General features: G+C 73.1%; 24 protein-coding genes. 3 read left to right on the forward strand and 21 right to left on the reverse strand.

Annotated features, from left to right (window positions below; all coding sequences use genetic code 11):
* Together ABEB07_RS31980 and ABEB07_RS31985 are read left to right on the forward strand one after the other, a co-directional pair.
* On the forward strand, positions 1-1,071 hold the full coding sequence (locus tag ABEB07_RS31980; protein WP_164583950.1) for an LLM class flavin-dependent oxidoreductase: 1,071 nt from the start codon (positions 1-3) through the stop codon (positions 1,069-1,071).
* Positions 1,068-2,045: a 3-hydroxyacyl-CoA dehydrogenase NAD-binding domain-containing protein gene (locus tag ABEB07_RS31985; protein WP_345671536.1), complete on the forward strand. Its 978-nt coding sequence runs from the start codon at positions 1,068-1,070 to the stop codon at positions 2,043-2,045. The genes ABEB07_RS31980 and ABEB07_RS31985 overlap by 4 nt, the downstream gene beginning before the upstream one ends.
* A gap of 61 nt (positions 2,046-2,106) precedes the next feature.
* On the opposite strand, the gene ABEB07_RS31990 is transcribed toward ABEB07_RS31985, so the two are convergent.
* The 20 genes from ABEB07_RS31990 to ABEB07_RS32085 form a co-directional block, all read right to left on the reverse strand.
* On the reverse strand, positions 2,107-2,931 hold the full coding sequence (locus ABEB07_RS31990) for an AfsR/SARP family transcriptional regulator (RefSeq protein WP_345671537.1): 825 nt from the start codon (positions 2,929-2,931) through the stop codon (positions 2,107-2,109).
* Between the two features lie 148 nt (positions 2,932-3,079).
* A complete protein-coding gene (locus ABEB07_RS31995) occupies positions 3,080-4,363 on the reverse strand; it encodes an MFS transporter (protein WP_345671539.1) in 1,284 nt (427 codons plus the stop codon).
* A 204-nt stretch (positions 4,364-4,567) separates the two neighbouring features.
* Positions 4,568-5,425, reverse strand: coding sequence for an alpha/beta hydrolase (locus ABEB07_RS32000; protein WP_345671630.1), 858 nt, complete (start codon positions 5,423-5,425; stop codon positions 4,568-4,570).
* A 202-nt stretch (positions 5,426-5,627) separates the two neighbouring features.
* A complete protein-coding gene (locus ABEB07_RS32005; protein WP_345671541.1) occupies positions 5,628-6,593 on the reverse strand; it encodes a Gfo/Idh/MocA family protein in 966 nt (321 codons plus the stop codon).
* A complete protein-coding gene (locus tag ABEB07_RS32010) occupies positions 6,593-8,002 on the reverse strand; it encodes an NDP-hexose 2,3-dehydratase family protein (protein WP_345671542.1) in 1,410 nt (469 codons plus the stop codon). Before ABEB07_RS32010 ends, ABEB07_RS32005 begins: the two co-directional genes overlap by 1 nt.
* The gene (rfbH, locus tag ABEB07_RS32015) at positions 7,999-9,303 is read right to left on the reverse strand and encodes a lipopolysaccharide biosynthesis protein RfbH (RefSeq protein WP_345671543.1); all 1,305 of its coding nucleotides are present in this window, start codon (positions 9,301-9,303) and stop codon (positions 7,999-8,001) included. The genes ABEB07_RS32010 and rfbH overlap by 4 nt, the downstream gene beginning before the upstream one ends.
* Positions 9,300-10,310, reverse strand: coding sequence for a dTDP-glucose 4,6-dehydratase (gene rfbB / locus ABEB07_RS32020; RefSeq protein WP_176146785.1), 1,011 nt, complete (start codon positions 10,308-10,310; stop codon positions 9,300-9,302). The genes rfbH and rfbB overlap by 4 nt, the downstream gene beginning before the upstream one ends.
* Positions 10,311-10,415: 105 nt before the next feature.
* The gene (locus ABEB07_RS32025; RefSeq protein WP_345671545.1) at positions 10,416-10,673 is read right to left on the reverse strand and encodes an acyl-CoA carboxylase epsilon subunit; all 258 of its coding nucleotides are present in this window, start codon (positions 10,671-10,673) and stop codon (positions 10,416-10,418) included.
* A 13-nt stretch (positions 10,674-10,686) separates the two neighbouring features.
* Complete coding sequence (locus ABEB07_RS32030; protein WP_345671546.1) at positions 10,687-12,267, reverse strand: acyl-CoA carboxylase subunit beta; 1,581 nt, start codon at positions 12,265-12,267, stop codon at positions 10,687-10,689.
* Between the two features lie 25 nt (positions 12,268-12,292).
* Entirely contained in the window at positions 12,293-13,183 is an 891-nt protein-coding gene (locus ABEB07_RS32035) for a 4'-phosphopantetheinyl transferase family protein (RefSeq protein WP_345671547.1), read from the reverse strand.
* A gap of 118 nt (positions 13,184-13,301) precedes the next feature.
* Entirely contained in the window at positions 13,302-14,252 is a 951-nt protein-coding gene (locus tag ABEB07_RS32040; protein WP_345671549.1) for an aromatase/cyclase, read from the reverse strand.
* Positions 14,253-14,294: 42 nt separating this feature from the next.
* A complete protein-coding gene (gene fabG, locus ABEB07_RS32045; RefSeq protein ID WP_164585607.1) occupies positions 14,295-15,086 on the reverse strand; it encodes a 3-oxoacyl-ACP reductase FabG in 792 nt (263 codons plus the stop codon).
* A 136-nt stretch (positions 15,087-15,222) separates the two neighbouring features.
* Positions 15,223-15,510 (reverse strand): acyl carrier protein, encoded by a 288-nt coding sequence (locus ABEB07_RS32050; protein ID WP_425589119.1) that lies wholly within the window; start codon positions 15,508-15,510, stop codon positions 15,223-15,225.
* A gap of 544 nt (positions 15,511-16,054) precedes the next feature.
* Positions 16,055-16,933, reverse strand: a complete 879-nt coding sequence (locus ABEB07_RS32055; RefSeq protein WP_345671631.1) for an urease accessory protein UreD — start codon at positions 16,931-16,933, stop codon at positions 16,055-16,057.
* Between the two features lie 59 nt (positions 16,934-16,992).
* Positions 16,993-17,700 (reverse strand): urease accessory protein UreG, encoded by a 708-nt coding sequence (gene ureG, locus ABEB07_RS32060; RefSeq protein WP_345671550.1) that lies wholly within the window; start codon positions 17,698-17,700, stop codon positions 16,993-16,995.
* 51 nt (positions 17,701-17,751) lie between these two features.
* Positions 17,752-18,438 carry an urease accessory protein UreF gene (locus ABEB07_RS32065; protein WP_345671632.1) on the reverse strand — a complete coding sequence of 229 codons (687 nt, stop codon included), beginning with the start codon at positions 18,436-18,438 and terminating at the stop codon, positions 17,752-17,754.
* A 219-nt stretch (positions 18,439-18,657) separates the two neighbouring features.
* The gene (gene ureC, locus ABEB07_RS32070) at positions 18,658-20,382 is read right to left on the reverse strand and encodes an urease subunit alpha (protein WP_345671551.1); all 1,725 of its coding nucleotides are present in this window, start codon (positions 20,380-20,382) and stop codon (positions 18,658-18,660) included.
* Positions 20,382-20,804: an urease subunit beta gene (locus tag ABEB07_RS32075; protein ID WP_239146537.1), complete on the reverse strand. Its 423-nt coding sequence runs from the start codon at positions 20,802-20,804 to the stop codon at positions 20,382-20,384. The genes ureC and ABEB07_RS32075 overlap by 1 nt, the downstream gene beginning before the upstream one ends.
* A 38-nt stretch (positions 20,805-20,842) precedes the next feature.
* On the reverse strand, positions 20,843-21,148 hold the full coding sequence (locus tag ABEB07_RS32080) for an urease subunit gamma (protein WP_164585613.1): 306 nt from the start codon (positions 21,146-21,148) through the stop codon (positions 20,843-20,845).
* 4 nt (positions 21,149-21,152) lie between these two features.
* On the reverse strand, positions 21,153-22,103 hold the full coding sequence (locus tag ABEB07_RS32085; protein WP_345671552.1) for an urea transporter: 951 nt from the start codon (positions 22,101-22,103) through the stop codon (positions 21,153-21,155).
* 655 nt (positions 22,104-22,758) lie between these two features.
* On the opposite strand from ABEB07_RS32085, the gene ABEB07_RS32090 reads away from it, so the two are divergent.
* Positions 22,759-24,024: a M23 family metallopeptidase gene (locus tag ABEB07_RS32090; protein WP_345671553.1), complete on the forward strand. Its 1,266-nt coding sequence runs from the start codon at positions 22,759-22,761 to the stop codon at positions 24,022-24,024.
* 16 nt (positions 24,025-24,040) lie between these two features.
* Here the strand turns inward: ABEB07_RS32090 and ABEB07_RS32095 are convergent, their stop codons facing one another.
* Complete coding sequence (locus ABEB07_RS32095) at positions 24,041-25,126, reverse strand: helix-turn-helix domain-containing protein (RefSeq protein ID WP_345671554.1); 1,086 nt, start codon at positions 25,124-25,126, stop codon at positions 24,041-24,043.
* Positions 25,127-25,216: the final 90 nt, after the last annotated feature.

A 25,216-nucleotide genomic window follows, 5' to 3' on the forward strand; every position in this document is an offset into this window, starting at 1 on the left:
ATGAAATTCGGCATCGTCTTCTTTCCCACCGTGGGCCCCACCGACAAGTCCGGGCGTCAGTACTTCGACGAGGCGCTCCGACTGGTCGACCTGGCCGAGGAACTCGGGTTCGACCACGTCAAGATGGTCGAGCACTACTTCTTCCCCTACGGCGGTTACAGCCCCGACCCGGTGACCTTCCTGGCGGCGGCGGCCGGCCGTACCAAGCGGGTCCGGCTGGGCACCAGCGCGACCATCCCGGCCTTCCAGCACCCGGTGAAGCTGGCCGGCAAGCTCGCCATGCTCGACAACATCTCCGGCGGCCGGGTCGACGCGGCCTTCGGCCGGGCCTTCCTGCCCGACGAGTTCAAGGCCTTCGGCATCCCCATCGACGAGTCCAAGGACCGATTCCTGGAGGGCGTCGAGGCGATCAAGCGGCTGTGGTCCGAGGAGGACGTGGTCTTCGAGGGCCGCTTCCACCGGTTCGGACCGGTCACCCTGCTGCCGCGCCCGGTGCAGGAGCCGCACCCGCCGGTGTTCGTGACCACCGCGCGCAGCGCAGAGTCGTGCGCGGAAGCCGGCCGTGCCGGCCATCACCTGCAGTCCGTGCCCAACGTGATGTCCACCGAGGAGTTGCAGAACCGGCTGGCGGTCTACCGCGCCGAGTGGGCCGACTCCGGCCGCACCCCCGGCACCGAGCGGATCCACTTCAGCTACCCGTGCGTGGTGGCCGAGGACGGAGAGACGGCCCGGAGCAAGGGCCGCCACGACGACGACCGCAACACCGCCGCGATCCGCGACGCGGTCGCCGCCTGGGCCGACACCCGCTCCGACGCCTATCCGGGCTACGAGAACCTGGTCAAGGCCACCCAGAGCTCGCACTTCGACTCAAAGCTGGAGCAGAAGAAGCTGCTCATCGGCTCGCCGGAGCAGGTACGGGCCCAATTGGAGCAGATCGGCGAGTGGTTCGGCGACGACATCACCATCAGCCTGGGAGTGCACTCCGGCCACCTGCCGTTCGAGGTCGCCGCCACCACGATGAGACTGATGGCCGAGCGGGTCATCCCGAAGCTGAAGGAGGGCCGGGCGTGAGCGGGACCGGCACGCGGACCGCGGGGACGGGCGCCGCCGGGCCCCGCACGGTCACCGTCATCGGCCCCGGCACCATCGGACTGGGCTGGATCGCCCTGTTCCTCGGCCACGGCCTGCGGGTGCGGGTCAACAGCCGGCGAGCCGACGCGCCGCGCATCGTCGCCGAGGCACTCGACCTGTTCACGCCCTATCTGCCCGAGGGCACCGCCGACCCGGCGGGCTTCGCCGACCGGCTGGAGTTCGAGCCGGACGTCGAGCGCGCGGTCGCCGACGCCGACGTCGTCGTGGAGAACGCGCCGGAGAACCTCGCACTCAAGCAGGAGCTGTTCGAGCTGATCGGCAAGGCCGCGCCGGTCCGGACACTGATCCTGTCGTCCACCTCCACGCTCAACCCCGACGACATGGGCGCGCGGATGGCCGACTCCTCCCGTCTGGTGGTCGGTCATCCTTTCAACCCGCCCCACGTGGTGCCGCTGGTGGAGGTGGTGGCGGGCGGACGCACCTCCCCCGACGCGGTCCGCGAGGCCGTGGAGTTCTTCGAGTCCGTCGGCCGCGTGCCCGTCGTGCTGCGCAAGCCGGTCCTGGCCTTCGCCGCCAATCGGCTCCAGTCCGCGCTGCTGCGCGAGTCGGTACACCTGGTACGCGAGGGCGTGGTGAGCCTGGAGGAGCTTGACCGGGTGGTGACCCACTCCATCGGTCTGCGCTGGGCCACCGTCGGTCCGTTCCTCGCCTTCCACCTCGGCGGCGGCCACGGCGGCCTGCGCAAGTGGCTGGGCACCCTGGGGTCGGGGCTGGAGCGCGGCTGGGAGGAACTGGGCCGCCCCGCCATGGACGAGGCCACCGTCACCTCCCTCATCGAACAGGCGGAGGCCGCGTACGGGACCCGCAGTTACGAGGAGTGGGTCCGGGTGCGCGACGCCAGGCAGACCGCGATCCTGCGCTCCCTCGCCGCGGTCGACGGCGACGAGTCGTAGCGGGCGCCCCACGGCGGCGGCCCGGCGGGAGCGAGTCCCGCCGGGCCGCCGCCGGATCGGCTCAGGCCGACTTCGCGGCCACGAGGTCACGGCGCGCGGGACGCGACGGGTGCCACGGGGTGCCGTCGGCGGGCTCCGGGTTCAGGATGCGCAACTGGAGCCGCTTCAGCTCCAGCGAGGGCTCCAGACCCAGCTCGTCCGCGAGCAGCCGGCGCACGTTCTGGTAGGCCTGGAGTGCCTCGGCGCGGCGGCCGGTGGCCCCGAGGGCGGCGATGAGCCGGCTGTGGAACCACTCGTTGAGCGGGTGCTCGCTGACCAGCCGGCGCAGTTCCGGGATGGACTCCCGGTGCTGGCCCAGCCGGTCCTTGGCCTCGATCCGGATCTCGTAGGCCCTGATGCGCAGTTCCTCCAGGTGCGCGATGTGTCCGGTGAGCACGTCGCCCGCGGGGAAGTTGGCCAGCGCCGGGCCGCGCCACAGGTCCAGCGCCTCACCGACCGTGCCCAGCGCCAGGGCGGGTTCGTCGTCCGCGAGTTCCCTGCGGGCCTCGTTGACCAGCCGCTCGAAGACCTGGACGTCGACCTCCCCGTCGGCCACCTGGATCGCGTACCCGGGCGGTGAGGTGACGATCAGGGAACGGTCGGGGTCGGTCAGGCGTTCGTTCGCGAACATGCGGCGGGCGTGGTAGACGTACGTCTGGAGGGTGGTGACGGCGCTGCGTGGCGGCCGTTGCCCCCACAGCTCCTGGATGAGGGACTCGGCCGTGATGATCTCGTTCGGCCGGGTGAGCAGCAGCGCCAGCGTCTGGCAGACCTTCGGGGTACCGGGGCGGTAGATCCTGCCGTCGTCGGTCACTATCTCGAAGGGGCCGATGAGATTGAATCGCACGGGAATTGCTCCTCATCAGAAAAGGGAAAGCGCCGAAGGCGGTGTGTCCGTGGCGCGTTTCTGAATGGGTCAGTGGTACGTGCTCGGGATGTATTCGAGTGTCCGCCGAGCGGATGCCGGGCACAACCATCCAACTGTCAGGTGGATGTCAACTTCCGTCAGGGATTCGCGGCGGCGCGGACGGTTCCGCTTCCGGTTCCGGGGCGCGCGCCGTGCCCGGCAGACCGCCGCGCCGCCGGGCGGCCGCCGGTGCGACCACCGCCGCCAGCGTGCACAGCACCCCGGCCCCCACCATCGCCCAGCGGACCCCGTACGCCCCGGCGACCGCACCGGTGAGCAGCGCGCCGACCGGCGTGGTGCCCTGGAACAGCAGTGTGTACAGGGCCATCACCCGGCCCCGGAAGGCCGGATCGGTACCCAGCTGGATGTGGTGGTTGGCGGCCTGGGCGAAGTACACGGAGGCGAATCCCATGGCGCACAGCAGCGCCAGCGCGGTGGGGAAGCCGGGGGCGAGGCCGGCCAGTGCCTGGAACACCCCGAGGGCCAGCGCGGCTCCCGTCACCAGGCGCAGCGGGGGCCGGCCGCGGCGGGCGGTGGTGGCGAACGCGGCCAGCAGGGAGCCGGCCGCGAACGCGGCGGTGAGCAGCCCGAAGGCCGCGGCGTCGGTGTCGAAGACGGTCCGGGCCAGCAGCGGCAGGGTGAGCTGGAAGTTGTAGCCGATCATGCCGGTCACCGCGACGAGGGCCATCGGCGGCAGCAGATCCCGGCGGTCCAGCAGATGCCGGACGCCGGCACGGACCCGGGCGCGTCGGGGCCGGACGGCGGCGCGGTGCAGCTCGGCCGGCCGGATCATCCGGAGACCGGCCACGGTCGCCAGGTAGCTGACCGCGTTGACCAGCATCACCGGTCCGGTGCCCCACCACGCGACGAGCAGCCCCGCGGCGGCCGGGCCGAGCACCCGTGCCAGGTTGAAGTACGCCGCGCTGAGCGCAGAGGCGTTGGGCAGCAGGTCGGCGCCGACCAGTTCACTGACGAACGCCATCCGGGCGGGCACCTCGACGGCGTTGACCGAGCCCAGCAGCAGGGCGAACACGAAGACGTGCCACAACCGCACCCCATCGGTCAGCACCAGTGCCGCCAGGGCCGCCGCGCAGACTCCGGAGACCAGGTTGGCCGCCGTCAGCAGCCGACGCTTGTCGTGCCGGTCGGCGAGTCCGCCCGCGTGCAGGGTAAGCAGGAGCAGCGGGGCGAACTGGAGGGCCGTCACCGCGCCCAGGGCGCCGGCGGAGTCGTCCGTCAGGGACAGCACCAGCCAGTCCTGGGCGACGACCATCATCCAGGTGCCCGCCACGGACACCAACTGGCCGCCGGCGAACAGCCGGAAATTGCGTACCGCGAGGGACGCGAAGGTGCGGTCGAGGACGCCTCGCACCGGGTTTCTCCTTTCTGTTCGTTCTCTGTCCGTTTCCTTGTGCCGGGAGCGTTTCCCGGTGCCGGGACAGCGTGCCGTGCGGGGCGCGGGCGATTCACTGCGTTCACTCCGCGTCCGGACATGGGAAAAGAGGCCGCCCCGCCGGAGATCTCGGTCCGGACGGGACGGCCGTGGGAGGTCGGACGTGGGCGACGCCCGCGCGCCTCAGCGCACGGCCGGGGCGGCGTCCCGGGCCAGCAGGCACTCCTCGAGGAAGGCCAGCGCGCGCAGATGGTAAGTACGGGCGGCCCAGCCCAGACTGATGTTGTGCCCGGCGTCCGGCAACCGGTCCACCACGACTCGGGGAGCGGCCAGCGGCGCGATCAGCGTCCGCACCGCTTCCCCGTCGCACCGCCACCACTGCTCCTGCTCGGCGAAGGTGAACCGGACCGGTACCCGTACCCGGCCCGCCAGGTCCGCGTACACGCCCGGCCAGAGCGCGGTCTCCCGCGCCTCCAGCGTCGGCACCGGCGTCACCAGCCGCTGCCCCAGCCGGAACGCGTCCGGCGGATACAGCCGCAGCGCCCCCCAGTGCCGGCGCCAGGCACCGGCCCGGCCCGGCCCCGGTAAGTCGTCCGGTACGGCGGCGAACGCACTGCCCAGCCCCGAGACGTCCAGGCCGAGCAGGCGTACCGCCGGGTGCGGTGCCGCAGCGGCGGAGAGCGCCAGTCGGCCACCGCTTGAGTGCGCGAGGAGGAAACAGCCCGCGCCGGTGTCGTGGTCCCGGGCGAAGGCGGACAGCGCGGCGTACAGGGCCGCGGTCTGCCCGGCCAGGCTCTGTCCCCGGGGCAGCACCCGGGCCGAGGCGCCGTAGCCGGGCCGGTCCAGCGCCAGGACCGTGCAGCCCAGCTCGGCGCCGAGCGCGAGCAGGGACAGCCCGGGCCGGGCGCGGTTGTCGAAGTAGCCGGCCCGCATGCCGGCGCCGTGCAGGGCGACCACCACGGCCCGGGGCGACCCCTGGGCGGGCTGCGCCAGCAACCCCGACAGCGGGATGCCGTGGGCGTCGAGGACGACGGGCCGCACCTCGTGGCCGGACCCGGCCGGGTACGGGCCGCCGGGCGCCGGGCGGGCCGGCGCGGAGACGGGCGGGGCGGACGGGACGGCGCCCACCGGGACATCGGTCCGGGCACGCGGGAAGTCGGGTTCGTCGGGGTGTACGGACATGGCCTTCGGTCTCTTCTGTCGGGGCCCGCGGCGCCCGGCCGGTGCGGGGTGGGCGGCGGGCTCAGTGGACGGAGGCGGTGGCGCGGATACGGTGCAGCAGGACCGCCTGGCGCATCGCGACGGGTTCCAGCGGTGCGCCCGAGCGGGCCGCGTCGGCGAACTCGGCCACCGTGCGCAGCACCTGGTCGTCGGCCGGCAGGGCGATCTCCCGCACGCCCTCCGAGCGCTCCAGCCGTACACGGGGCGGCAGGCCGGCGGGCGGGGTGAACGCCTGCTCCACGGTCAGCGAGCCCGCACTGCCCCAGATCTCGTACATCGAACGGTAGCCGTGGTCCAGGCCGAAGGTCAGGTGCGCGCCCACGCCGGTCGGCGTGCGCAGCAGGGCCGTCCCGGCGACGTCCACGCTACGGCCGGGTCCGCCGCGCACCAGTGCGGCCCCGAGGACGTCGAGGTCCGCGCCCAGCACGTGCAGCGCGGCCCGGACCGGGTAGACGCCGGTGTCCCAGAGGGCGCCGCCGCCCAGGCGCGGGTCGTGGCGGATGTCGTCGTCCGGCCGCCGGGGCACCGCGAACGCGGCGCGGAAGGCGCGGACCTCGCCGATCGCCCCGTCCGTCACCAGCCGCAGGACCGCGGCGTGCTGCGTGTGATGGACGAACATCACGTTCTCCCGCAGCGCCAGGCCCGCGGCGGTGGCCCGCGCGGCCAGCTCGGCGGTGGCCCGCGGATCGGTGGTGAGCGGCTTCTCGCCCAGCACATGCTTGCCCGCCGTCAGCGCCGCCCGTACCCACCGCTCGTGCAGGGCGGCGGGCAGCGGCACGTACACGGCGTCGACGTCGGTGCGGGCCAGCAGCGCGGCGTAGCCGTGGACGGCCTCGCAGCCGGCCTCAGCGGCCGTCTCCCGGGCCCGGCGGGCATCCCGGGAGGCGACGGCGACGAGTTCCGTGCCGGGGCAGGCGCGGAAGGCCGGCAGCATGCGGCGGCGGGCGATGCCGGCGCAGCCGAGGACGCCGATGCGCAGTGGCTCCATCAGAGGGCGACCGTTCCCGAGGTCAGGCAGGACAACAGGGTGCGAGCCTGCACGTTGAGGTAGTGGTTGTGCCGCAGCAGACCGGTGAGCTGCCCGGCGGTCGCCCACAGATAGCCGGGGGGCGCCTCCAGCGGGGCCTGCGCCTCGTCGGCCTCGACGAACAGGTAGCGGCTCTCCGCGTTCAGGAAACGGCCGCCCTCCTCCGAGTGGACCGCTTCGTAGCGGATCCGCGCCGGGTCGGCGGCGAGCACCGTGTCCAGGAACGGGGGGCGCGCCGGCAGGTGGTCGTAGTTCGACGGCGTGTACTGCACGGTGGGCCCCAGTTCGACGGTGTCGGCGAACCCGCCCTCCACCCGTGCGTGCGCGAGCAGGTGCGGCACGCCGCCGATGCGCCGGGTGAGGAACGCGGTCACGCCGGTGCCGCGCGGCTCGAACAGGGGCTGTGTCCAGCCGGTCACCTCCCGGCTGTCGGCCCGCGCAGAGACGGCCACCACGCGGAAGTAGCGGTCGTCCTCGTGCGCGATGGACCACGCGTCGCGCCGCCAGCCCGGGAGTCCGGCCAGCGCCACGCGCTCCGCCGTCACGTCGTGCCGGGACCGCTCGGCGGTGAACCAGGACAGCAGCTCGGTCTCGGAGTGCAGCGCGGCGCTCTCGCCGCCCGCGAACGGCGCGCAGGCCAGCACGGTCCGGGCGTCCATGTTCACCACGTTGTCCCGGCGCAGCAGCGCGCCCACCTGGCCGAGCGTCAGCCAGCAGAAGTCGTCGTGCGACGGGACGTCGTCCAGCGCCTCCACGATCATGTTGCGGTTGCTCTTGCGGTAGAACCACGAGCCGTGCTCCGACTGGAGCACGTCCGCGAGGACCCGGGTGCGCGAGCGGTCGGTGAAGTACTCGACGTAGCGCACGCCCGCGCCCCGGTGGGCCTTGGTGTAGTTGCTGCGGGTGGCCTGCACGGTGGGGGAGAGCTGGAGCAGATTGCGGTTGCCCGGCTCCATCTTGGCCTGCATCAGCAGGTGCAGGACCCCGTCGAACTCCTTGACGACGATGCCGAGGATGCCGATCTCGGGCTGTTTGATCACGGGTTGGTGCCACTGGCGGAACGGGCCGGACGCGGTCGTCACCCGCAGGCCCTCGACGGTGAAGAACCTGCCGCTGCGATGGACCAGGTTTCCGCTGCCCTCCTGGAACGACCAGCCGTCGAGCCGCGCGAACGGGATGCGTTCGACCTGGAAGCGGTGGGCCGCCCGGCGTGCGTCGAGCCAGCCGGCGATCTCCTCGGTCCGCGGCCCGGCGCCCTCGGCGGTGGCGGCGGAGCGGGCGAGGCGCCGCGCTGTCGCGGGGTCGAGCACGGGGCGCAGCCGGACCGCGTCGGCGTCGCCCGGGGCGGGGCGGCGGGCGGCGGTGGTCATGAGCCGGCCTTCACGAACTGACGCACCGACGCGATCACGTAGGCCAGCATCTCCTCGGTCAGCGCCGGGTAGACGCCGATCCAGAACGTCTGGTCGGTGATGATGTCGCTGTTGGCGAGGTCCCCGACCACCCGGTGCGGCCGGCCGAGGTAGGCGGGGTGGCGGGTCAGGTTGCCGGCGAACAGCCGCCGGGTCCCGATCTTGCGCTGCTCCAGGAAGTCGACCAGCGCCGCCCGGGTGAAGGGCGCCTCGGGGTCGACGGTGAGCGCGAAGCCGAACCAGCTGGGGTCGCTGCGCACGGTGGCCTCGGGCAGCAGCAGGTGCGGCGTGCCGTCGAGCCCGTCGCGCAGCTGCTGCCAGTTGCGGCGCCGGGCGGCGCAGAACGAGTCCAGCTTGTCCAGCTGGGACAGGCCCAGCGCGGCCTGGATGTCGGTGGCCTTCAGGTTGTAGCCGACGTGGCTGAAGATGTATTTGTGGTCGTAGCCTTCGGGCAGCGTGCCCATCTGGTACGCGAATCGCTTCAGGCACTTGTTCGTCTCGCCCGGTTCGCACCAGCAGTCCCGGCCCCAGTCGCGCAGCGATTCCACGATCCGGGCCAGCGCCAGGTTCGAGGTGAGCACGCAGCCGCCCTCGCCCATGGCCAGGTGGTGGGCCGGGTAGAAGCTGACGGTGGTGATGTCGCCGAAGGAGCCGGTGAGCCTGCCGTCGTAGGTGGAGCCGACCGCGTCGCAGTTGTCCTCGATGAGGAACAGGTCGTGCTCCTCGGCGAGCTGGGCGATCTCGGTCGCCTCGAACGGGTTTCCCAGGGCGTGCGCGATCATGATCGCCCGCGTCCTGGGGCCGATCGCCTCGGCGACCCGCGCCGCCGTGGTGTTGTACGTGCCCAGCTCGACGTCGACGAAGACCGGCACCAGCCCGTTCTGGATGATGGGGTTGACGGTGGTCGGGAAGCCCGCCGCGACCGTGATCACCTCGTCGCCGGGGCGCAGCCGGCGGTCCTCCAGCAGGTGCGAGGTGAAGGCGGACAGCGCCAGCAGGTTGGCGGAGGAGCCGGAGTTGGTCAGGTGGGCCTTGCGGTGGCCGAGCTTACGGGCGAACCGCGACTCGAACCGGCGCGAGCTGGGCCCGGCGGCGATCCGCATCTCCAGCGCTGCCTCGACGATGGCCGTGCGGTCCGCCTCGTCCAGCACCGCGCCGGCCGGCCAGATCTCCGTCGTCCCCGGCACGAAGGGCCCGTCGTCCTGGAGATCCTGGTGGTACTTGACGGTCTCGTCGAGGATCAGTCCCTTGTGCGGGTTCATGACGTGCTGCCTTCCACGCGCGGTCGGGCGAACTGTTCGCTGGGGTGCTGGACGGCCTTCCACCAGCCGGGGTTGTCGCGGTACCAGGCGACGGTCGCGGCGAGCCCCTGCTCGAAGGGGACGCGCGGGGCGTAGCCCAGTTCGTCGCGGATCTTCGTGTCGTCCAGCGCGTACCGCAGGTCGTGACCCTTGCGGTCGGTCACCCGGCGCACCCGGGACCGGTCGGCGCCGCACAGGGCGAGCAGCCGCTCGGTGATGTCCCGGTTGGTCCGCTCGTCGCCGCCGCCGACGTGGTAGACCTCGCCGGCCGCCCCGCGGTCGAGCACCAGGGCGACGGCCCGGCAGTGGTCGTCGACGTGCAGCCACTCGCGGACGTTGCGGCCGTCGCCGTACAGCGGCACCGGCCTGCCCTCCAGCAGGTTCGTCACGAACAGCGGGATAAGCTTCTCGGGATGCTGGTACGGGCCGTAGTTGTTCGAGCAGCGGGTGATCGACACGTGCAGGCCGTGCGTGCGGTGGTAGGCGCGGGCGATCAGGTCGGACGCCGCCTTGGATGCCGCGTAGGGCGAGTTGGGCAGCAGGGGCGAGTCCTCCCGCCAGGACCCCTCGGCGATCGAGCCGTAGACCTCGTCGGTGGAGATGTGCACCACCCGGTCCACCCCGGTCGCCAGGCAGGCGTCCAGCAGTGTCTGGGTCCCGCCCACGTTGGTGCGGACGAAGTCGGCGGCGGAGCGCACCGACCGGTCGACGTGGGACTCCGCGGCGAAGTGGACCACCGCGTCGTGGCCGGGCAGGACGCGGGCGAGCAGTTCCGCGTCGCAGACGTCGCCGCGGACGAAGTCCAGCCGTGGATGGGCGGCGGGCAGGTTGCCCCGGTTGCCGGCGTAGGTGAGCTTGTCGACCACGGTGACCCGGGAGGACTCGTGGCCCGGGTAGCGGCCGTCGAGCAACGTGCGGACGAAGTGCGAGCCGATGAAGCCGGCTCCGCCGGTGACCAGCAGTCTCATTCCGGTGCCTCCGGGCCGGTGCGAACAGGTGGGCGCTGTGTCATGGGTGCTCCTCGCGCGGACGGACGGGTGAAGGGTTTGGCAGGTGGGACACGGCGGGCGGACTCAGGCGCCGGGTGCGGCCGGGGGCCGGTGCCGCCAGGTGCGCGGGCCCGGGAAGCCCCGCACCCGCTCCGGCCGGCGCCACCCGGCCGGCGTACGCCCGGTGGGGGCGGTCCCGGCGTGCTCGGCCTCGGCGGCCGCCGCACGGGCCAGCACGACGGCCGTCAGCGCGGCCAGTTCCACGGCATCGGGCTCTCCCCGCACCACCCGGATCACCTGGGGGACCTCAGGCACGCCGGTGCCGTTCGGCAGGATGGTCACCGTTTCTCCGTCCTCACTGCGGGGGGTTCCCGTGTTTGCGCGCGGGCAGGTCGGCGTGCTTGGCGCGCAGCATCTCCAGCGAGCGGATCAGCACCGAGCGCGTCTCGCGCGGATCGATCACGTCGTCGACCAGCCCTCGCTCGGCCGCGTAGTAGGGGTGCATGAGCTGCTCCTGATACTCCGCGATGCGTCGCTCCCGCAGCGCCCCCGGGTCCTCGGCGTCCTTGATCTCCCGGCGGAACACGACGTTCGCCGCGCCCTCAGCGCCCATGACCGCGATCTCGTTGGTCGGCCAGGCCAGCGCCAGGTCCGCGCCGATCGAGCGGGAGTCCATCACGATGTAGGCCCCGCCGTAGGCTTTGCGCAGCACGAGCGAGATTCGGGGCACGGTCGCGTTGCAGTACGCGTACAGCAGCTTCGCGCCACGCCGGATGATGCCGTTGTGCTCCTGGGCCACGCCCGGCAGGAAGCCGGGTACGTCCACCAGCGTCACCAGCGGGATGCTGAAGGCGTCGCAGAACTGGACGAACCGCGCGCCCTTCTCGGACGCTTCGATGTCCAGCACGCCCGCGGACGCCGATGGATTGTTCGCGACGACGCCGACGACGTGCCCGTCCAGCCTGGCCAGCGTGCACACCAGGTTCGGCGCCCAGCCCGGGTGCACCTCGAAGTGGTCGCCGTCGTCGACGATCTCCTCGATCACCGCGCGCATGTCGTACGCCTGTCCGGCCTGCGCCGGCACCAGGTCCAGCAGCCGGTCGTTCGGCCGTTCGGCCGGATCCCCGCAGTGTTCGACCGGGGGCATCTCGCGGTTGTTCGACGGCAGCAGCGACAGCAGGTGGCGCACGTCCTCCAGACACTCCTCCTCGGTGTCGTAGGCCAGGTGTGCCACGCCCGAGGCGGTCGCGTGCACGTCCGCGCCGCCGAGGGCGTTCTGGGTGATCTCCTCGCCGGTGACCGCCCTGACCACGCCCGGTCCGGTGATGAACATCTGGGCGGTCCCGCGGACCATGAACACGAAGTCGGTGAGCGCCGGGGAGTACGCCGCCCCACCGGCGCAGGGCCCGAGCATCACCGAGATCTGCGGAATCACACCGGAGGCGCGGGTGTTGCGCCGGAAGATCCCGCCGTACCCGGCGAGCGCGGTGACCCCCTCCTGGATGCGGGCGCCGGCCCCGTCGTTGAGGGAGACGAGCGGGGCGCCGGCCGCCTCCGCCAGATCCATCACCTTGTGGATCTTCGCGGCGTGTGCCTCGCCGAGTGCGCCGCCGAATACCCGGAAGTCGTGCGCGTAGACGAAGACGGTCCTGCCGTGGACGGTGCCCCACCCGGTGACGACGCCGTCACCGGCCGGTTTGCGTCGCTCCAGGCCGAAACCCGTCGCGCGGTGCCGGCGCAGCCCCTCCACCTCGGTGAAGGAGCCCTTGTCCAGCAGCAGCGCGATCCGTTCGTGCGCGGTCAGCTTGCCCCTGTCGTGCTGTCGGCGGGTGGCCTCGGAATCGCCCTCGCGCGCCGCGTGCCGGAGAGCGCGGAGGGCGTCGACACGGTCCTGGACCGTGTCCGCCGGGCCGGTCGTGTCCTGAGTCGTGGGCATCGGATGGATTCCCCTCGTCCGGTGGTCAGGGTGGCGGGCCGCCGTGCGGCCCCGTTCGGACGGCGGCGCCGTCGGCCGGCGGCTCGGCCAGCAGCCACGCGCCGGGCACCCGGCGCACCCGGGCCACGGCCGGAGCCGCGCCGTACACGGCCGTCGACGCGGCGTGGCCGGCGTCGCAGGGGGTGTCGAGCACCGTCCAGCCGGCCGGATGCCGGGCGGCGTCCGCGCCCAGGTAGTCCTCGGCGGGTGAGCGCCTCAGTCCTGTCCCCAGGCCCTTGAGGTAGGCCTCCTTGCGGGTCCAGATCCGCGCGAACAGCCGAGCCCGCTCCTCGCCCGCCGGTACGGCGGCCAACTCGGCCCGTTCGTCCGGGTGCAGGGCCCGGGAGCAGAGGTCCACGGTCTCGGCGCCGGGCAGTTTCTCCACGTCGACGCCGACGGGCCGGGCGGCCACGCCGACGAGAGCCAGGTCGCCGCTGTGCGAGAGCGAGAAGTGCAGCGGCGGTGGCGTCGGGGCCACCGCCGGCCGGCCGTGCGCCTCCCCGCACGTCGGGCACGGCTCCCGCGTGAACCGCACCTCCTCGGGCCGGGTCGCGGTGTAGCAGCCGATCAGTCGGCGCAGAGCCACGTGCGCGGCCGTGTACAGCAGCCCGTCGGAGCGGCGCACGAAGGCGTCGGCGCGGGTGCGTTCGCGCGCGTCCAGCTCGGTACGGGCCAGGGAGTCGGCGACGGCTCCGTCCGGCCGGTGCACCAGCCACAGGTCGACACGGTCGGCGCCGACGCCGAAGACGGCCGGCCCGGCAGCGACGGCCGTGGGTGTGCGGATCGCGGCGGCCGCGGAGGGCGACGCGGGGAGGGGCGACTCGGGCGGTTCGCCGTCTTCCGTCTCGTACGTCCGCGAGGACGGGGATGTCGTCATGCTGTCTCCCGGGTCGAGGAGGACCGCGGCGGTCGGCGCCGCGGCCGGCCGCCGCGGACCTGCGAGCGGCGGCCCGACGGGCCCGGCGCCGACGACGGGCGGCGCGGCCCCTCGTGCGTCAGTCCCGCCGGCCCGCGGCGCGCTCCTCGGCGTACCGTTTGGCGTGGCCGAGCGTGGCGGTGCTGTTGGTGGACAACGCCGTGCGCACGTACGCCCGTGCGTCCTCGACCGTGGCCCCGGTGCCCAGGACCCGGGCGATGTTCGCGGTGTTCAGGGTGACGGTGTGCTGCGAAGAGGCCACCGTCCCCCCGTCGTCCTCGGTGAAGGTCCAGTAGCCGGTGTGCAGCGTCATCAGGGCAGGCAGCGTGACCTGCTTGTAGGCGATTCGGTGCGGGGGGAAGGTGACCCGGTAGGACTTGGTGGTGTGGGTCGAGCCGTCCTTGGCGCGGGTGTCCATCTCCAGGGTCTGCAGGCCGGGCGTGTCCTCCTCCAGCCGCACCTTCGCCACGTGCGGCAGTCGTTCGGACCACCGGTCGGCCTCGTTGACGAAGTCGTACACGTCCTTGGCGGAGCCCGCGATCCGCACGGTGTCCTCGAAGGAGAACGTCAGGTCCTCGGCGGCGTGGGCGAGCTCCACGTTCTCCTTGAGGGCGGCCAGCTCGGAACGGGAGTTGCGGTCGACGGCCCGGTCGATCCACTCCAGGGAGTCCGGGGCGTCGTCGATCGCCCGGTAGTCGTGCAGCAGCCGGACGCGGGACTCCGTCTCCGAGCGGGGCTCGATGATCCAGGCGCCGCCCATCGCGGCGACCGGTGCGGCGGGGACCTCCTGGCGGAACCCGACCCGCAGCCGCACGGGGTCGAGGGTGCGGCGGGACGTCCAGTCCTTGGCCTCGCCGTTCGCGCTGGCCCAGATCCTGATGCGTTCGGTGTCGCCGTCCCGCTCGACCTGGTCGACGTAGATGGTCGGCGGGAAGATCCGCGGCCAGTTGCCCACCTCGGCGATCAGCCGGTAGACGGCCTCGGCCGGGGCCGAGACGGTGATCTCGTGCTCCACCTCACGGGTGGTCATGGTGAACTCTCCTTGTGTGGACGGTGGTCAGGTTCGGCCCGGTCAGAAGTTGCCGAGTCCGCCGCAGACGTTGAGGGCCTGCGAGGTGATGGAGGCGGCGACGTCGGAGGCCAGGTAGCCGACCAGGCCGGCGACCTCCTCGGGAGTGGAGTAGCGGCCGAGCGGGATCTTCGCCCGGAACTTCTCCAGGATCTGCTCCTCGGTCGCGTCGTAGGCGGCGGCATAGCCCTGCCGGACGCGCTGCGCCATCGGCGTCTCCACGTACCCGGGGCACACGGCGTTGACGGTGATGCCGGTCGGCGCCAGCTCGTTGCCGAGTGCCTTGGTGAAGCCGACCACCCCATGCTTGGACGCGGAGTAGGGAGCGCCCAGCACGACGCCCTGCTTGCCGGCGGTGGAGGCGATGTTGATGATCCGGCCGCGGCTCTTGGCCCGCAGACCGCCGGTGTTCAGCGCCGCCTTGGTGACACGGAAGACCGAGTTGAGATTGGTGTCGATGACGTCCTGCCACAGCTCCGCGTCGATGTCGGCGGTCACTCCGCCACCGGAGCGGCCCGCGTTGTTGACGACGACGTCGACGGCGCCGAAGCGGTCCACGGCCGACCGGATCCACGCCTGCACGCTCTCGTCGCTGCGCACGTCCAGCGGGGCGCCGTCGACCTCCAGGCCCTCGGCGGTGAGTTCCTTGACGGTCGCGGCGACGTTGTCGGCGTCGCGCGCACCGATGAACACCTTGTGGTTCCGGGTGGCGAGCAGGCGGGCGACGGCCAGCCCGATGCCGCTGGTGGCACCGGTGACGACGGCGACGCGCTGGTCCTGTTCCTGGTCCGGCATGTGTCTGGTCTCCCAACGGAAGGAAAGGGGGGCGAAGGGGTGGGAAAGGGCGCGGCGGGGCCGCCGCCCACCGGGCGGCGGCCCCGCCGAAAGGGGCGCGGGCGAAACGGGCGAGGGCGAGTGGCGCGCGGCGCCGTCAGGCGGCGTCGACCAGGCCCTTGAGGGTGGCGTTGATCGCCGCGACGAGGGCGCGCGGCGTGCGGTTGTCGTTGAACACGTCGTCGTCGAGGGCGACGCCGAACTCGCGCTCGATCCGGCCGCCGGTCTCCAGGAGCGCCAGCGACTCGTAGCCGAGTTCCTCGAAGTCGGTGTCGAGGATGTCGCCGTCGAGGTCGACGCCCTCGTCCGCGCCGGCTCCCTCCAGGAGGATGCGCTTGAGGTCGTCCATGGTGAATTCCTGCTCGAGCACGTTCGATCCCTTCATAGGCCGCCGTGCGTCCGGTCGGAGCACGGCCGAACAGAGCGCCCGCGGCCGCCACGGGGGAGGGGACGGCCACGGGCGCGGTCCAGGGGGTGCGGGCGCGGGCCGCGGGGAGGGTTCGGTCCACGGCGCGCGGCACCACGGCGGAGTCGGGACCGCCGTGGCCGCGGGCCGGTACGAGCGCGGTACGCACCGACGCGGTCACGGTCCCGGAAGCCGTCCACGCCGATGCCCCCGGGAGCCGGCACGCCGAGCCCCGTGATCAGCACGCGGCGCGGCGCGCCGGTCACCGCTCGGCCGACCGGTCGGGGAGGCGGCCGCCCACCTCCCCGACGCAGTGCACCGGATCCTGGACTCAAGGTTCTTCGGCCGCGCCGCCCCGTGCAACGGCCGTGGTTCAAGGCTTGCGTCAAGTTCACCAAGGGCCGGTGCGGTGCGTGCCGGCAGCGTCAGACGCATGTCAGGAGAAGGTCAAACCTGCCGGACGCGCCGCCGGCCACCGGCCGCGGCGAGCGGCCGGCGGCCGGCGCGTGTCACGTCCCGCGGATCAGGTCTTGCGGAGGTCGGGGGCGGGTACGCCGATGAGCAGGCGGCGTACCGCGTCCCAGGCGGTGCGCAGGGCGCGGGTCACGGTGGGGGAGTCGCTGCCCATGATCCGCGCCCACGCTCCGCAGTCGTCGGGCAGTACGCTCACGCCGAACGCCGTCCCACTGGCGCGCAGCGCCTCGTGCAGGGTGTCGGCGACCTCGGCCGCGGGTGCGAGCCCCGTGACCGCGTAGAGCGTGGCCATCAGGTCGTGGCCGGCGAACACCGCCGGCCCGCTCACCGAGCCGGGCTCCCGCGGATCCAGGCGGACGGTGTCCACCACGAGCGGTTCGCCGTCGGGACGCGCGATCTCCAGATCGCTGAACAGCATCCGGTAGGCGTGCCGTTCGCCGCGGGCCAGCCGGCCGGCCGCGATCGTCTCGCCCAGCAGCACGGTGGCCGTGGGGTCGACGGTCACCTGTGTCTGCTGGTAGAAACGCGCGTCCCGGTAGGGGATCAGCGGGTCGGGCAGGTACTCGACGTAGCTGCCGGCCTCGGCGGTGAGCCGGACGACCTGGGTGGCGTGGTCGAACTCCATGCGGTGCAGCTTCGTCGCGGCCTGGGTCGTCAGGTGCACCGCGGTGCCGGGTCCGCACCGGATGTCGAGGCGGTTGCGGTCGGCCTGGACGATGCCGCCGCCGGTGGACATCAGATAGGTCACCGGCATGTCGGGCCGCCCCGGGTCCACGTACAGCGGCCGCATGATCTGCAACGGCGACTTCTGGTAGCGGTCGACGAGTTCGGTGCGCTCGCCGGCCCGCGCGTAGCGCAGTTCGAGCAGGCCGACCTTGCCGGGGCGCCCGGCGGCCAGAGTGTCCGCGGCGCCGGCCAGCTCCAGCATCGGGGCCGGTACCCGCCCCGGTTCGTAGTGTGCGGGGTCCAGCCGCGCGGGCGCCGGGCTCACGCGGACGCCGCCGGCGCGCCGGGCAGCTGGGCGGCCTCGTGGGCGAGGAGGAAGTCGGCGATCGTCTCCAGGCCCTCGCCGGTCAGGGAGTTGGTGAGCACCACCGGACGCCCCTGCCGGACCTCGTGGGCGTCGGACTCCATCCGGGCCAGGTCGCACCGCACGTACTGGGCGATGTCCACCTTGTTGATCACGAGCAGTTCGCACTCGGTGATCCCGGGACCCCGCTTGCGGGGCATCTTGTCGCCCTCGGCGGTGTCCAGCACGAACAGGAAGAGGTCGACGAGCGCCGGGCTGAAGGTGAGGGTCAGGTTGTCGCCGCCGCTCTCGAACAGCAGCGTGTCCACGTCGGGGTGGCGTTCCAGGATCTCGTCGGCCGCGGCCTGGTTCATCGTCGGGTCGTCGCGGACCGCGGTGTGCGGGCAGGCACCGGTCTCGACGCCGACGATGCGGTCCGCGGCCAGGATGCCGTCGAGGGTCCGCCGCACGTGGGCGGCGTCCTCCGAGGTGTAGATGTCGTTGGTGATCACGGCGGGGGTCCGGCCGCGCTGGAGCAGTACGGGGACGAGCGCCTCGATCAGCGCGGTCTTGCCGGAGCCGACCGGCCCGGCGACGCCGACGCGCAGCACGCCGTCGGCGGGGCGCCGGGTGAGGCCGTCGTGGTCGTGGTGGTGGGAGCCGCGTACCTGGGTGGGGTCGTGCATGGTGGGTCCTTGTCGTGAGAGGGGTGTCTGGCGGTGGTGGGCGCCGCGGCGTCAGCTCGCGAACAGCCGGGCCTCGGCGCGTTCGTGCGTGCCGGCCATGACGTCGGCCATGGGCACGCACCCGCCGAGGTCGGCCAGTTCGCGGTGCAGGGCCGCCGTCACGGCCTCCTCGATGACCGGTGCGGCGCCGTGCAGGACGACCTGGGCCCGGCGGTGGTCGGTGAGCCGCAGCCGCAGGGCGGCCCCGACGAAGCTGGCCGCGAAGGCGAACAGCTCGCAGGTGACCGCCTGCCGCGCGGTGAGGCCGTTGCCGGCGTGGACGACGCCGGCGACGACCGGCTGGCAGCCGCGCACCGCGCCGTCCCGGTACAGCGTCCGGTAGCGCGCGATCGGCGCGGTGCCGTAGACCTCGTCGGCCAGGTCGAGCAGCTGCCGTCCGGTGCGCACGACGGCCTGCCGGGCCTCCCGGCCCAGCTTGGTGGCGTGCAGCCGGCGCTCCACGGCCACCACCTCGTCCCAGTCGCCCGCGCTCACCGCGCGGTGGGTGAGGGCGAGGGCGGTGGCGTCGGAGGGCCCCGCGCTGTGGCGGAGCAGGTCGTTCAGGAGCGCGGGCAGGCCGCGCGGGGTGACCGCGCGGGCCTGCTGGAAGCCCTCGAGACCGTGCGAGAGGGTGTAGTAGCCGCTGGGGAAGGCCGAGTCGGTGAGCTGGAGACCGGTGAGCAGCGCCGGGATCGGCATCGCGTCGTTCACGCCGGGTGTCCGTTCCTGCCGGGTGGCCGTCCGTCGCCAGCCGGCCGTGGAGGTCCGCGGGGCGCGCGGGGCGCCCTGCGGACCGCTGTGGAGAGGTGTGGAGAGGTGTGCCGAAGGTGTGTCGGGCGACGCGGCGGAGCCGCTCGCGCGTCGGACGCGGAGAAGGGCCGCTCGCGCGTCGGGCGACGCAGCCGGTCCGGTCCCGCGTCAGACGATGTAGAAGAGCTGGTTGAGCGGAAGGCGCTCGGCCGGCTCGATGGTGGCGGGCTCGCCGTCGACGGTGACCTTGTACGTCTCCGGGTCCACCTCGATGCGCGGCAGCGCGTCGTTGCGGACCATGTGCTGCTTGCCGACGGTCCGGCAGCGCCGCACCGGCTCGATCCGCCGCCCGAGGCCCAGCTCTCCGGGGACTCCCGCGGCGATGGACGCCTGGGACATGAAGGTCACCGAGGTATGCTGCCGGGCCCGGCCGTAACTGCCGAACATCGGCCGGTAGTACACCGGCTGAGGCGTCGGCAGGGAGGCGTTGGGGTCGCCCATGAGCGCCCAGTTCACCATGCCGCCCTTGATGATCAGCTTGGGTTTGGCGGCGAAGGAGTGGATCGGCCAGAGCACGATGTCGGCGAGCTTGCCGGGCTCCAGCGAGCCGATCACGTCGGACGCGCCCACCGCGATCGCCGGGTTGACGGTCAGCTTCGCCAGGTAGCGCAGCACCCGCGCGTTGTCGTTGCGGGAGCTGTCCTCGGGCAGTGCGCCCCGCACCTCCTTGCAGTGGTGCGCGGTCTGGAAGGCCCGGGAGAACGACTCGCCGACCCGGCCCATGGCCTGGGAGTCGGAGGAGAAGATGCTGATCACGCCGAGGTCGTGCAGCACCGTCTCGGCCGCGATGGTCTCCGCGCGCACGCGGCTGTCGGCGAACGACACGTCCTCGGGGATGTCGCGGGACAGGTGGTGGCAGACCATCACCATGTCCAGCAGCTCGTCCACCGAGTTGACGGTGTAGGGCAGGGTGGGGTTGGTGGAGGCGGGCAGGACGTTGGGCTCGCCGGAGACCCGCATGATGTCCGGGGCGTGACCGCCGCCCGCGCCCTCGGTGTGGAAGGTGTGGATGGTCCGGCCGTCGATCGCGGACAGGGTGTCCTCGAAGAAGCCGCCCTCGTTGAGGGTGTCGGTGTGGATGGCGAGCTGCACGTCGTGCTCGTCGGCGACGCGCAGCGCGGTGTCGATGGTGGCCGGGGTGGCGCCCCAGTCCTCGTGCACCTTCAGGCCCGCCACACCCGCCTCGACCTGCTCGCGCAGCGCCTCGGGCAGGCTGCCGTTGCCCTTGCCGAGCAGCCCCACGTTGACCGGCAGGTCCTCGACGGCCTCCAGCATCCGGTGGATGTTCCACGGGCCGGGTGTGCAGGTGGTGCCGTTGGTGCCGTCGGTCGGCCCGGTGCCGCCGCCGAAGAAGGTGGTGATGCCGTTGGACAGCCCTTCCTGCGCCTGCTGGGGCGAGATGAAGTGGATGTGGGTGTCGACGCCGCCCGCGGTGGCGATCAGGTGCTCACCGGAGATCACCTCGGTGCCCGGCCCGATGACCAGCTTGGGGTCCACGCCGTTCTGCACGTGCGGGTTGCCGGCCTTGCCGACCCCGACGATCAGGCCGTCGCGCACACCGATGTCGCCCTTGACGACGCCGAGGACCGGGTCGAGCACCACCACGTTCGTGATCACCAGGTCGAGGGCGCCCTCGCGGTGGAGGGCGGCGGGGTCCTGGGCCATGCCGTCGCGGATGGCCTTGCCGCCGCCGTAGACGGCCTCGTCCCCGTAGGAACCGGCGTTGTGGTCGTACTCGACCTCGACCACCAGGTTGGTGTCGGCCAGGTGGAACCGGTCGCCCACGGTGGGGCCGAACAGGTCCGTGTACTGCTTGCGGGGGATGATCGCCATCAGTTGGCCGACCCTTCGTGCTCGGCGCCGGCGGTGTCGGCGGCGGTGGTGGCGGTGGTGGCGAATCCCAGCTGCCCGGCGCGGCGCAGGGCGGCGCGCCGGGTGTCGTCGGCGTTGAGGCCGCCGTTGACGAGTCCGGCGAAGCCGACGAGCCGCCGGGTCCCGCCGAAGGCGACCAGCTCCACCTCGCGGGTGTCGCCGGGCTCGAAGCGCACGGCGGTGCCGGACGGGATGTTCAGATGCATGCCGTACGCTGCCTCGCGGTCGAACAGGAGTGCCCGGTTGGCCTCGAAGAAGTGGTAGTGGGACCCGATCTGCACGGCGCGGTCACCGGTGTTGGCGACGGTCAGGGCGACGGTGGCCCGGCCGGGGTTGATTTCCACGGGATCGTCCCCGTAGAGGTAGTGAGCTCCACCCGACATCGTTGTCTCCTAGTCTCAGGCGGTGGGTGCGGCGAGGTTCAGGCGCTGATGGGGTCGTGGCAGGTGACCAGCTTCGTCCCGTCGACGAACGCCGTCTCCACCTGAAGGACGGTGAGCATCTCGCGCACCCCGGGCATGCACTCGTGGGCGGCGACGACCTTGCGGCCCAGCTCCATGCACTCGGCCACCGTGTGCCCGTCGCGGGCGGCTTCGAGGACGGCCTCGGTGATCAGCGCGGCGGCTTCGGAGTAGTTGAGCTTCGTGCCCCGGTTCCGGCGGCGGCGGGCCAGGTCGGCCACGACGTAGACGTGGAGTTTGTCGATTTCGCGCGGTGCGAGGTTCATGGCGTCACTTCGCTTTCTGCAACGAGATTCCGGGCCGGTCCAACGCCGGAGCGGCCGCGAGGAAGAGCCAGGTCGTCACGACGAACGGCCAGGTGAAGGGGGAGCCGCCGGAGGGCTGGACGAAGGACTGCCAGGCGGCGGTGAGGGGGACCGAGGCGACGACGGCGAGCGCGGTGTACCCGGCGGTCCACGGGGTGAGGGTCAGGAAGGTGGCGCCGACCGCGATCGCGACGAGCACCGCGTTGTAGCCGTACAGACCCGCGGCGACGCGGTCGGCGGGCAGGCCCATGGAGCAGGCGACGAGGATCGCGGCGAGACTGCCGCAGGCGGCGGCGACGGCGGCGGTCCGGGAGGCGACCAGCAGCCCGGCGAGCAGGATCAGGCCCGCGTACCACTGGTCGAGGAAGAAGACCTGGCCGACGCCGTCGCAGAAGGCGTGGCCGAACTGGGCGGCCGACAGACGGGTGAACCCGTTCCCGGCGGCGGGCGGCGCCGCCGCCGGCGCGGTGGGCAGGGCGACCGCCAGTGCTCCGGCCACGAGGCAGAAGGGCGCGGTCAGCGCGGGCAGTCCGGCCCGGCCCAGCAGGCGGCCGGCCGCGGCGCGCACCACCGCGCAGACCGCGGCGGCCAGGACGGCGAGCAGAGCGGTCCGCCACGAGGCGCCGAACCTGACCAGGACGGCAAGGGCGGTCAGACAGCCGCAGTAGCCCTCCAGGCCGGCGGCCAGCCCTTCGCGGTCGGCGCCCAGCACCGCGGCGGCCAGGGCGGAGGCCGCCGCGCCGAGCAGCCCGTACACACCGATCCGCCAGCTGTCCGCGAACAGGCCCGCGGTGAAGAGCAGTCCGGTCCACGGACTCGGGCTGAGGGCGACCTGGGCGATGCCGCGCAGCTGTGTCCGCCAGATGTCGGCGGGAATACGGCCCCGTTGCCGTTCCACCCGCCCTTCTGCAGGCATGCGTTCTCCTAGTCCGGGAATACCTCGGGGGTGCGCCAACGTCCGCCGACGCGCGGCGAGATGATGTGCCTTCAACAACTTGTTGAAGGCTACGCCCGCATCGGACGGCCGTGACCGGCGTGCCGTCGGTGACCGTCAGGTCACGTGCTGGAATCACCGCAGGTGTCCGGTGGTCCGGGGCGGCCCGGCGCGGCGAGAACTTGATCTTGCTGTCGAAACCTTGGCGTGGTCTTGGACTGTTCGAGGTGAAAAGACGACCAAAGAGTGGAAGGCCGCCCCCTCGGCGGACCGCCCTCCGCGCGCACGGCGGGATCCGCGGCGCACATGTCGGGTCGTGTGCCGGGGTCGTATACCGGGTTCGACACGTGTGTCCGGCGGAGGTGGTTCCGGTTGCTGCGGCGCGCGCCCCCACGCGGGCCGCTCCGCCCCCGAGGACGTGCCGCCCCGGGCGGTCCCGGCTGCCGGCCGCACCGCCGCGCCCGGGTCCCGCGGCCCGCGCCGACGCGAGGGCATCGGCCGTGCCCCATAGGGCAGTTCACCGTGTCCTCGTGGTCGGTGACAGCCCGTCAACGGCCCGTTAGCGTCGGACCGTGAGTCGATACACCCCGCCCGCGTCCCGCCCCACCGCGGCACCCTCATGGAGCCGGCCCGGCACGTGACCGAGGACAGGGAAGCCACCGGGTACGGAACCGCCGGATACGGAGCCACCGAGTACGGAGCGACCGGTCGGACGGCCGCCGGACACCCGGCCGCCGACGACGCGGCACACCCCGGACCACGGCCGGCCACGACCGGGCCGGCCGCCGCGGAGACCGCCCCCGCACCGGCGCAGGAGCCCCCGCCCGCCGGCGAGCGCGGCGGTCGCGCACCGGCGCGCCGTCGGCGCGGCCCGGGCCCCTTCGCCCTGATCGTGCTGCCCGGACTGGTGACGTCCACCGGGGTCGTCGCCTTCCTCGCCCTGACCGGCGGCCTCGGCACGGACCTGGTGCCGGGCGGCCCGCAGCCGGGCCAGTCGGACGTCGGCAACGTGGACGGCTCCTACGTGCCCTGGCTGCGCAGGGCGACCGCCGACTGCGCCGGCGTCACACCCGCGCTCCTCGCCGCGCACATCGATCAGCTCTCCGGGTGGCAGGACGACAGCGCCAGCCTCTCCGAGCGGGGCATCGCCCGCTTCACGGACGCCGGCTGGAAGACCTGGGGCCGGGACGACGACGGCAACGGCGCCTCCTCACCGCACGACGCGGTGGACGCGATCATGGCGCTGGGGCGGCAGGACTGCTCCCTGGCGCGGAAGATGACCGCGCTGCGCACGAAGGGCGTCGTCAACGGCGACGTCGCCGACCTGACGCTCGCCGCGTACACGGCCGGGACCGACGAGGTCACCAAGGCCGGCAAGGTCCCCGCTCCGGCCCGCGCGTTCGTCGCCGGGGTCGAGAAGCGGCTGCCGCGGTACGAGTCCCTGGTCCGGCGCAACCCCGAACAGGAGAGCGGCGGCCAGCCCTCCGGCGCGCTGCTGAGGCCGCCCGTCACCACGCTCACCGTCACCTCGCCGTTCGGCTCGCGCGTCCACCCGCTGACCAAGGTCACCAAGCTCCACACGGGCGTCGACTTCGGCGCGCCGCAGGGGGCCCAGGTGTCCGCGGCGCGGGAGGGGCGGGTCGAGTTCGCCGGTCTGACGTCGGCCTACGGCAACCGCGTGGTGATCGACCACGGCACGATCGACGGGAAACGGCTGGAGACCACCTACAGCCATCTGTCCGTCCTCCAGGTGAGCGCCGGCCAGAGTGTGACCAGCGGCCAGCCCGTCGGGCTCGTCGGCTCGACGGGCCTGTCCACCGGCCCGCACCTCCACTTCGAGGTCCTCCTCGACGGCCAGTACACGGACCCGCTGCCCTGGCTCACCGGCGGCGGCCGAGGATGACACGGCGGCGCGGCCGTCAGCGCAGGACGGCCGCCAGCAGGTCCGCGCCCAGCGCCGTGATCTCGGGCAGGTTGAGGGTGTGGTGGACGTAGCGCCCGTGCCGCCGGGCGCTGAGCAGGCCCGCGCGGCGCAGGACGGCCAGGTGGCGGGAGACCTCCGGGGGCGAGAGCTCCCAGGCGTGGGCCAGCTCGCCGGTGGTGTGCGGGCCGCGGGCCAGGGTGCGCAGCAGCCGCAGGCGCACCGGATGCGAGAGCGCCTCCAGCCGGTGGCCGACCGTGTCCAGCGGCACCGGCTCGTACGGACCCGGCTCGGCCACGGGGTACTGCACCACCGGCTGCCATCCGGGCGCGTGCACCACCAGCAGGTGCGGGCGGCCGAAGTGGCTGGGGATGAAGGTGACCCCGGCGCCGTGGGCGGCGGTCTCGTTGTCCTGGAGCTTGTCCACGACGATGCGGTCGCCGTCCGGCGCCAGGGCGACGGCGCCGGAGACCGAGGCGAGCGCCGCCCCGATGCCCTGGCGCTTCAGCAGGTCGTTCTTCAGCCGCAGGTCGGCGGCGAGTTGCCCGGCGACGCCGGTCCAGGCGGGGTCGAAGAACGTTTCGGCGCACTGTTCGAGGGTGTCGCGCACCCGCGCCCGCACGGCCGCCGGGTCCGCGAGCAGCCGCTGCGCGAACGCCTCCTGGAGTGCGCCGCGTGCCTGGGCCAGGTCCAGGGCCCGCTCGCGCGCGGCCGCGTCGGCGAGCGGCGACGGCGCGGCGAAGTGGACCCGGTTGCTGCCGCAGGTGGTGGTGAGCGCCGCGGTCACATAGGTCTCGTCGTCGAGCCGGTCCACGTCGTCCAACTCCTCGGCGAGGGTCGGCCGGGGCCGGGCGGGGACCAGGAAGTCGGCGCGTGAGGACCGCCAGAGAAACTCCGCCTCCTTGAGCCGCTCGGCCAGCTCCGGCGGCATCCCGGACCAGACGTCCCCGACCCAGCCGGCCAGCCACGGGTGATGCCCGGGTTCGGCCAGGACGTGCAGCATCGCGGTCAGCTCGGCCAGCGGGGAGGCGGCGAACCGCAGCCGCCCGGCGGGCAGTCCGGTGATGTCGATGCGCAGCGTCATCCCCCCATCATCACCGGCCGCGCGGCCGGCGGCGGCGTCGGTTGACGATGTCCGTCAACCGACGTGCCGCGCCCGGCGGTCCGACCCGAG

It is taken from the genome of Streptomyces similanensis, from assembly GCF_039543625.1.
Classification (GTDB): Bacteria; Actinomycetota; Actinomycetes; order Streptomycetales; family Streptomycetaceae; genus Streptomyces; species Streptomyces similanensis.

Excerpts from the sequence above, each read along its gene's own strand:
- ABEB07_RS31980 (WP_164583950.1), top strand. The coding sequence starts at position 1 with ATGAAATTCGGCATCGTCTTCTTTCCCACCGTGGGCCCCACCGACAAG.
- ABEB07_RS32005 (WP_345671541.1), bottom strand. The coding sequence starts at position 6,593 with ATGGAGCCACTGCGCATCGGCGTCCTCGGCTGCGCCGGCATCGCCCGC.
- ABEB07_RS32010 (WP_345671542.1), bottom strand. The coding sequence starts at position 8,002 with ATGACCACCGCCGCCCGCCGCCCCGCCCCGGGCGACGCCGACGCGGTC.
- rfbH (WP_345671543.1), bottom strand. The coding sequence starts at position 9,303 with ATGAACCCGCACAAGGGACTGATCCTCGACGAGACCGTCAAGTACCAC.
- rfbB (WP_176146785.1), bottom strand. The coding sequence starts at position 10,310 with ATGAGACTGCTGGTCACCGGCGGAGCCGGCTTCATCGGCTCGCACTTC.
- ABEB07_RS32030 (WP_345671546.1), bottom strand. The coding sequence starts at position 12,267 with ATGCCCACGACTCAGGACACGACCGGCCCGGCGGACACGGTCCAGGAC.
- ABEB07_RS32035 (WP_345671547.1), bottom strand. The coding sequence starts at position 13,183 with ATGACGACATCCCCGTCCTCGCGGACGTACGAGACGGAAGACGGCGAA.
- ABEB07_RS32040 (WP_345671549.1), bottom strand. The coding sequence starts at position 14,252 with ATGACCACCCGTGAGGTGGAGCACGAGATCACCGTCTCGGCCCCGGCC.
- fabG (WP_164585607.1), bottom strand. The coding sequence starts at position 15,086 with ATGCCGGACCAGGAACAGGACCAGCGCGTCGCCGTCGTCACCGGTGCC.
- ABEB07_RS32050 (WP_425589119.1), bottom strand. The coding sequence starts at position 15,510 with ATGAAGGGATCGAACGTGCTCGAGCAGGAATTCACCATGGACGACCTC.
- ABEB07_RS32055 (WP_345671631.1), bottom strand. The coding sequence starts at position 16,933 with ATGCTGGAGCTGGCCGGCGCCGCGGACACTCTGGCCGCCGGGCGCCCC.
- ureG (WP_345671550.1), bottom strand. The coding sequence starts at position 17,700 with ATGCACGACCCCACCCAGGTACGCGGCTCCCACCACCACGACCACGAC.
- ABEB07_RS32065 (WP_345671632.1), bottom strand. The coding sequence starts at position 18,438 with ATGCCGATCCCGGCGCTGCTCACCGGTCTCCAGCTCACCGACTCGGCC.
- ureC (WP_345671551.1), bottom strand. The coding sequence starts at position 20,382 with ATGGCGATCATCCCCCGCAAGCAGTACACGGACCTGTTCGGCCCCACC.
- ABEB07_RS32075 (WP_239146537.1), bottom strand. The coding sequence starts at position 20,804 with ATGTCGGGTGGAGCTCACTACCTCTACGGGGACGATCCCGTGGAAATC.
- ABEB07_RS32080 (WP_164585613.1), bottom strand. The coding sequence starts at position 21,148 with ATGAACCTCGCACCGCGCGAAATCGACAAACTCCACGTCTACGTCGTG.
- ABEB07_RS32085 (WP_345671552.1), bottom strand. The coding sequence starts at position 22,103 with ATGCCTGCAGAAGGGCGGGTGGAACGGCAACGGGGCCGTATTCCCGCC.
- ABEB07_RS32095 (WP_345671554.1), bottom strand. The coding sequence starts at position 25,126 with ATGACGCTGCGCATCGACATCACCGGACTGCCCGCCGGGCGGCTGCGG.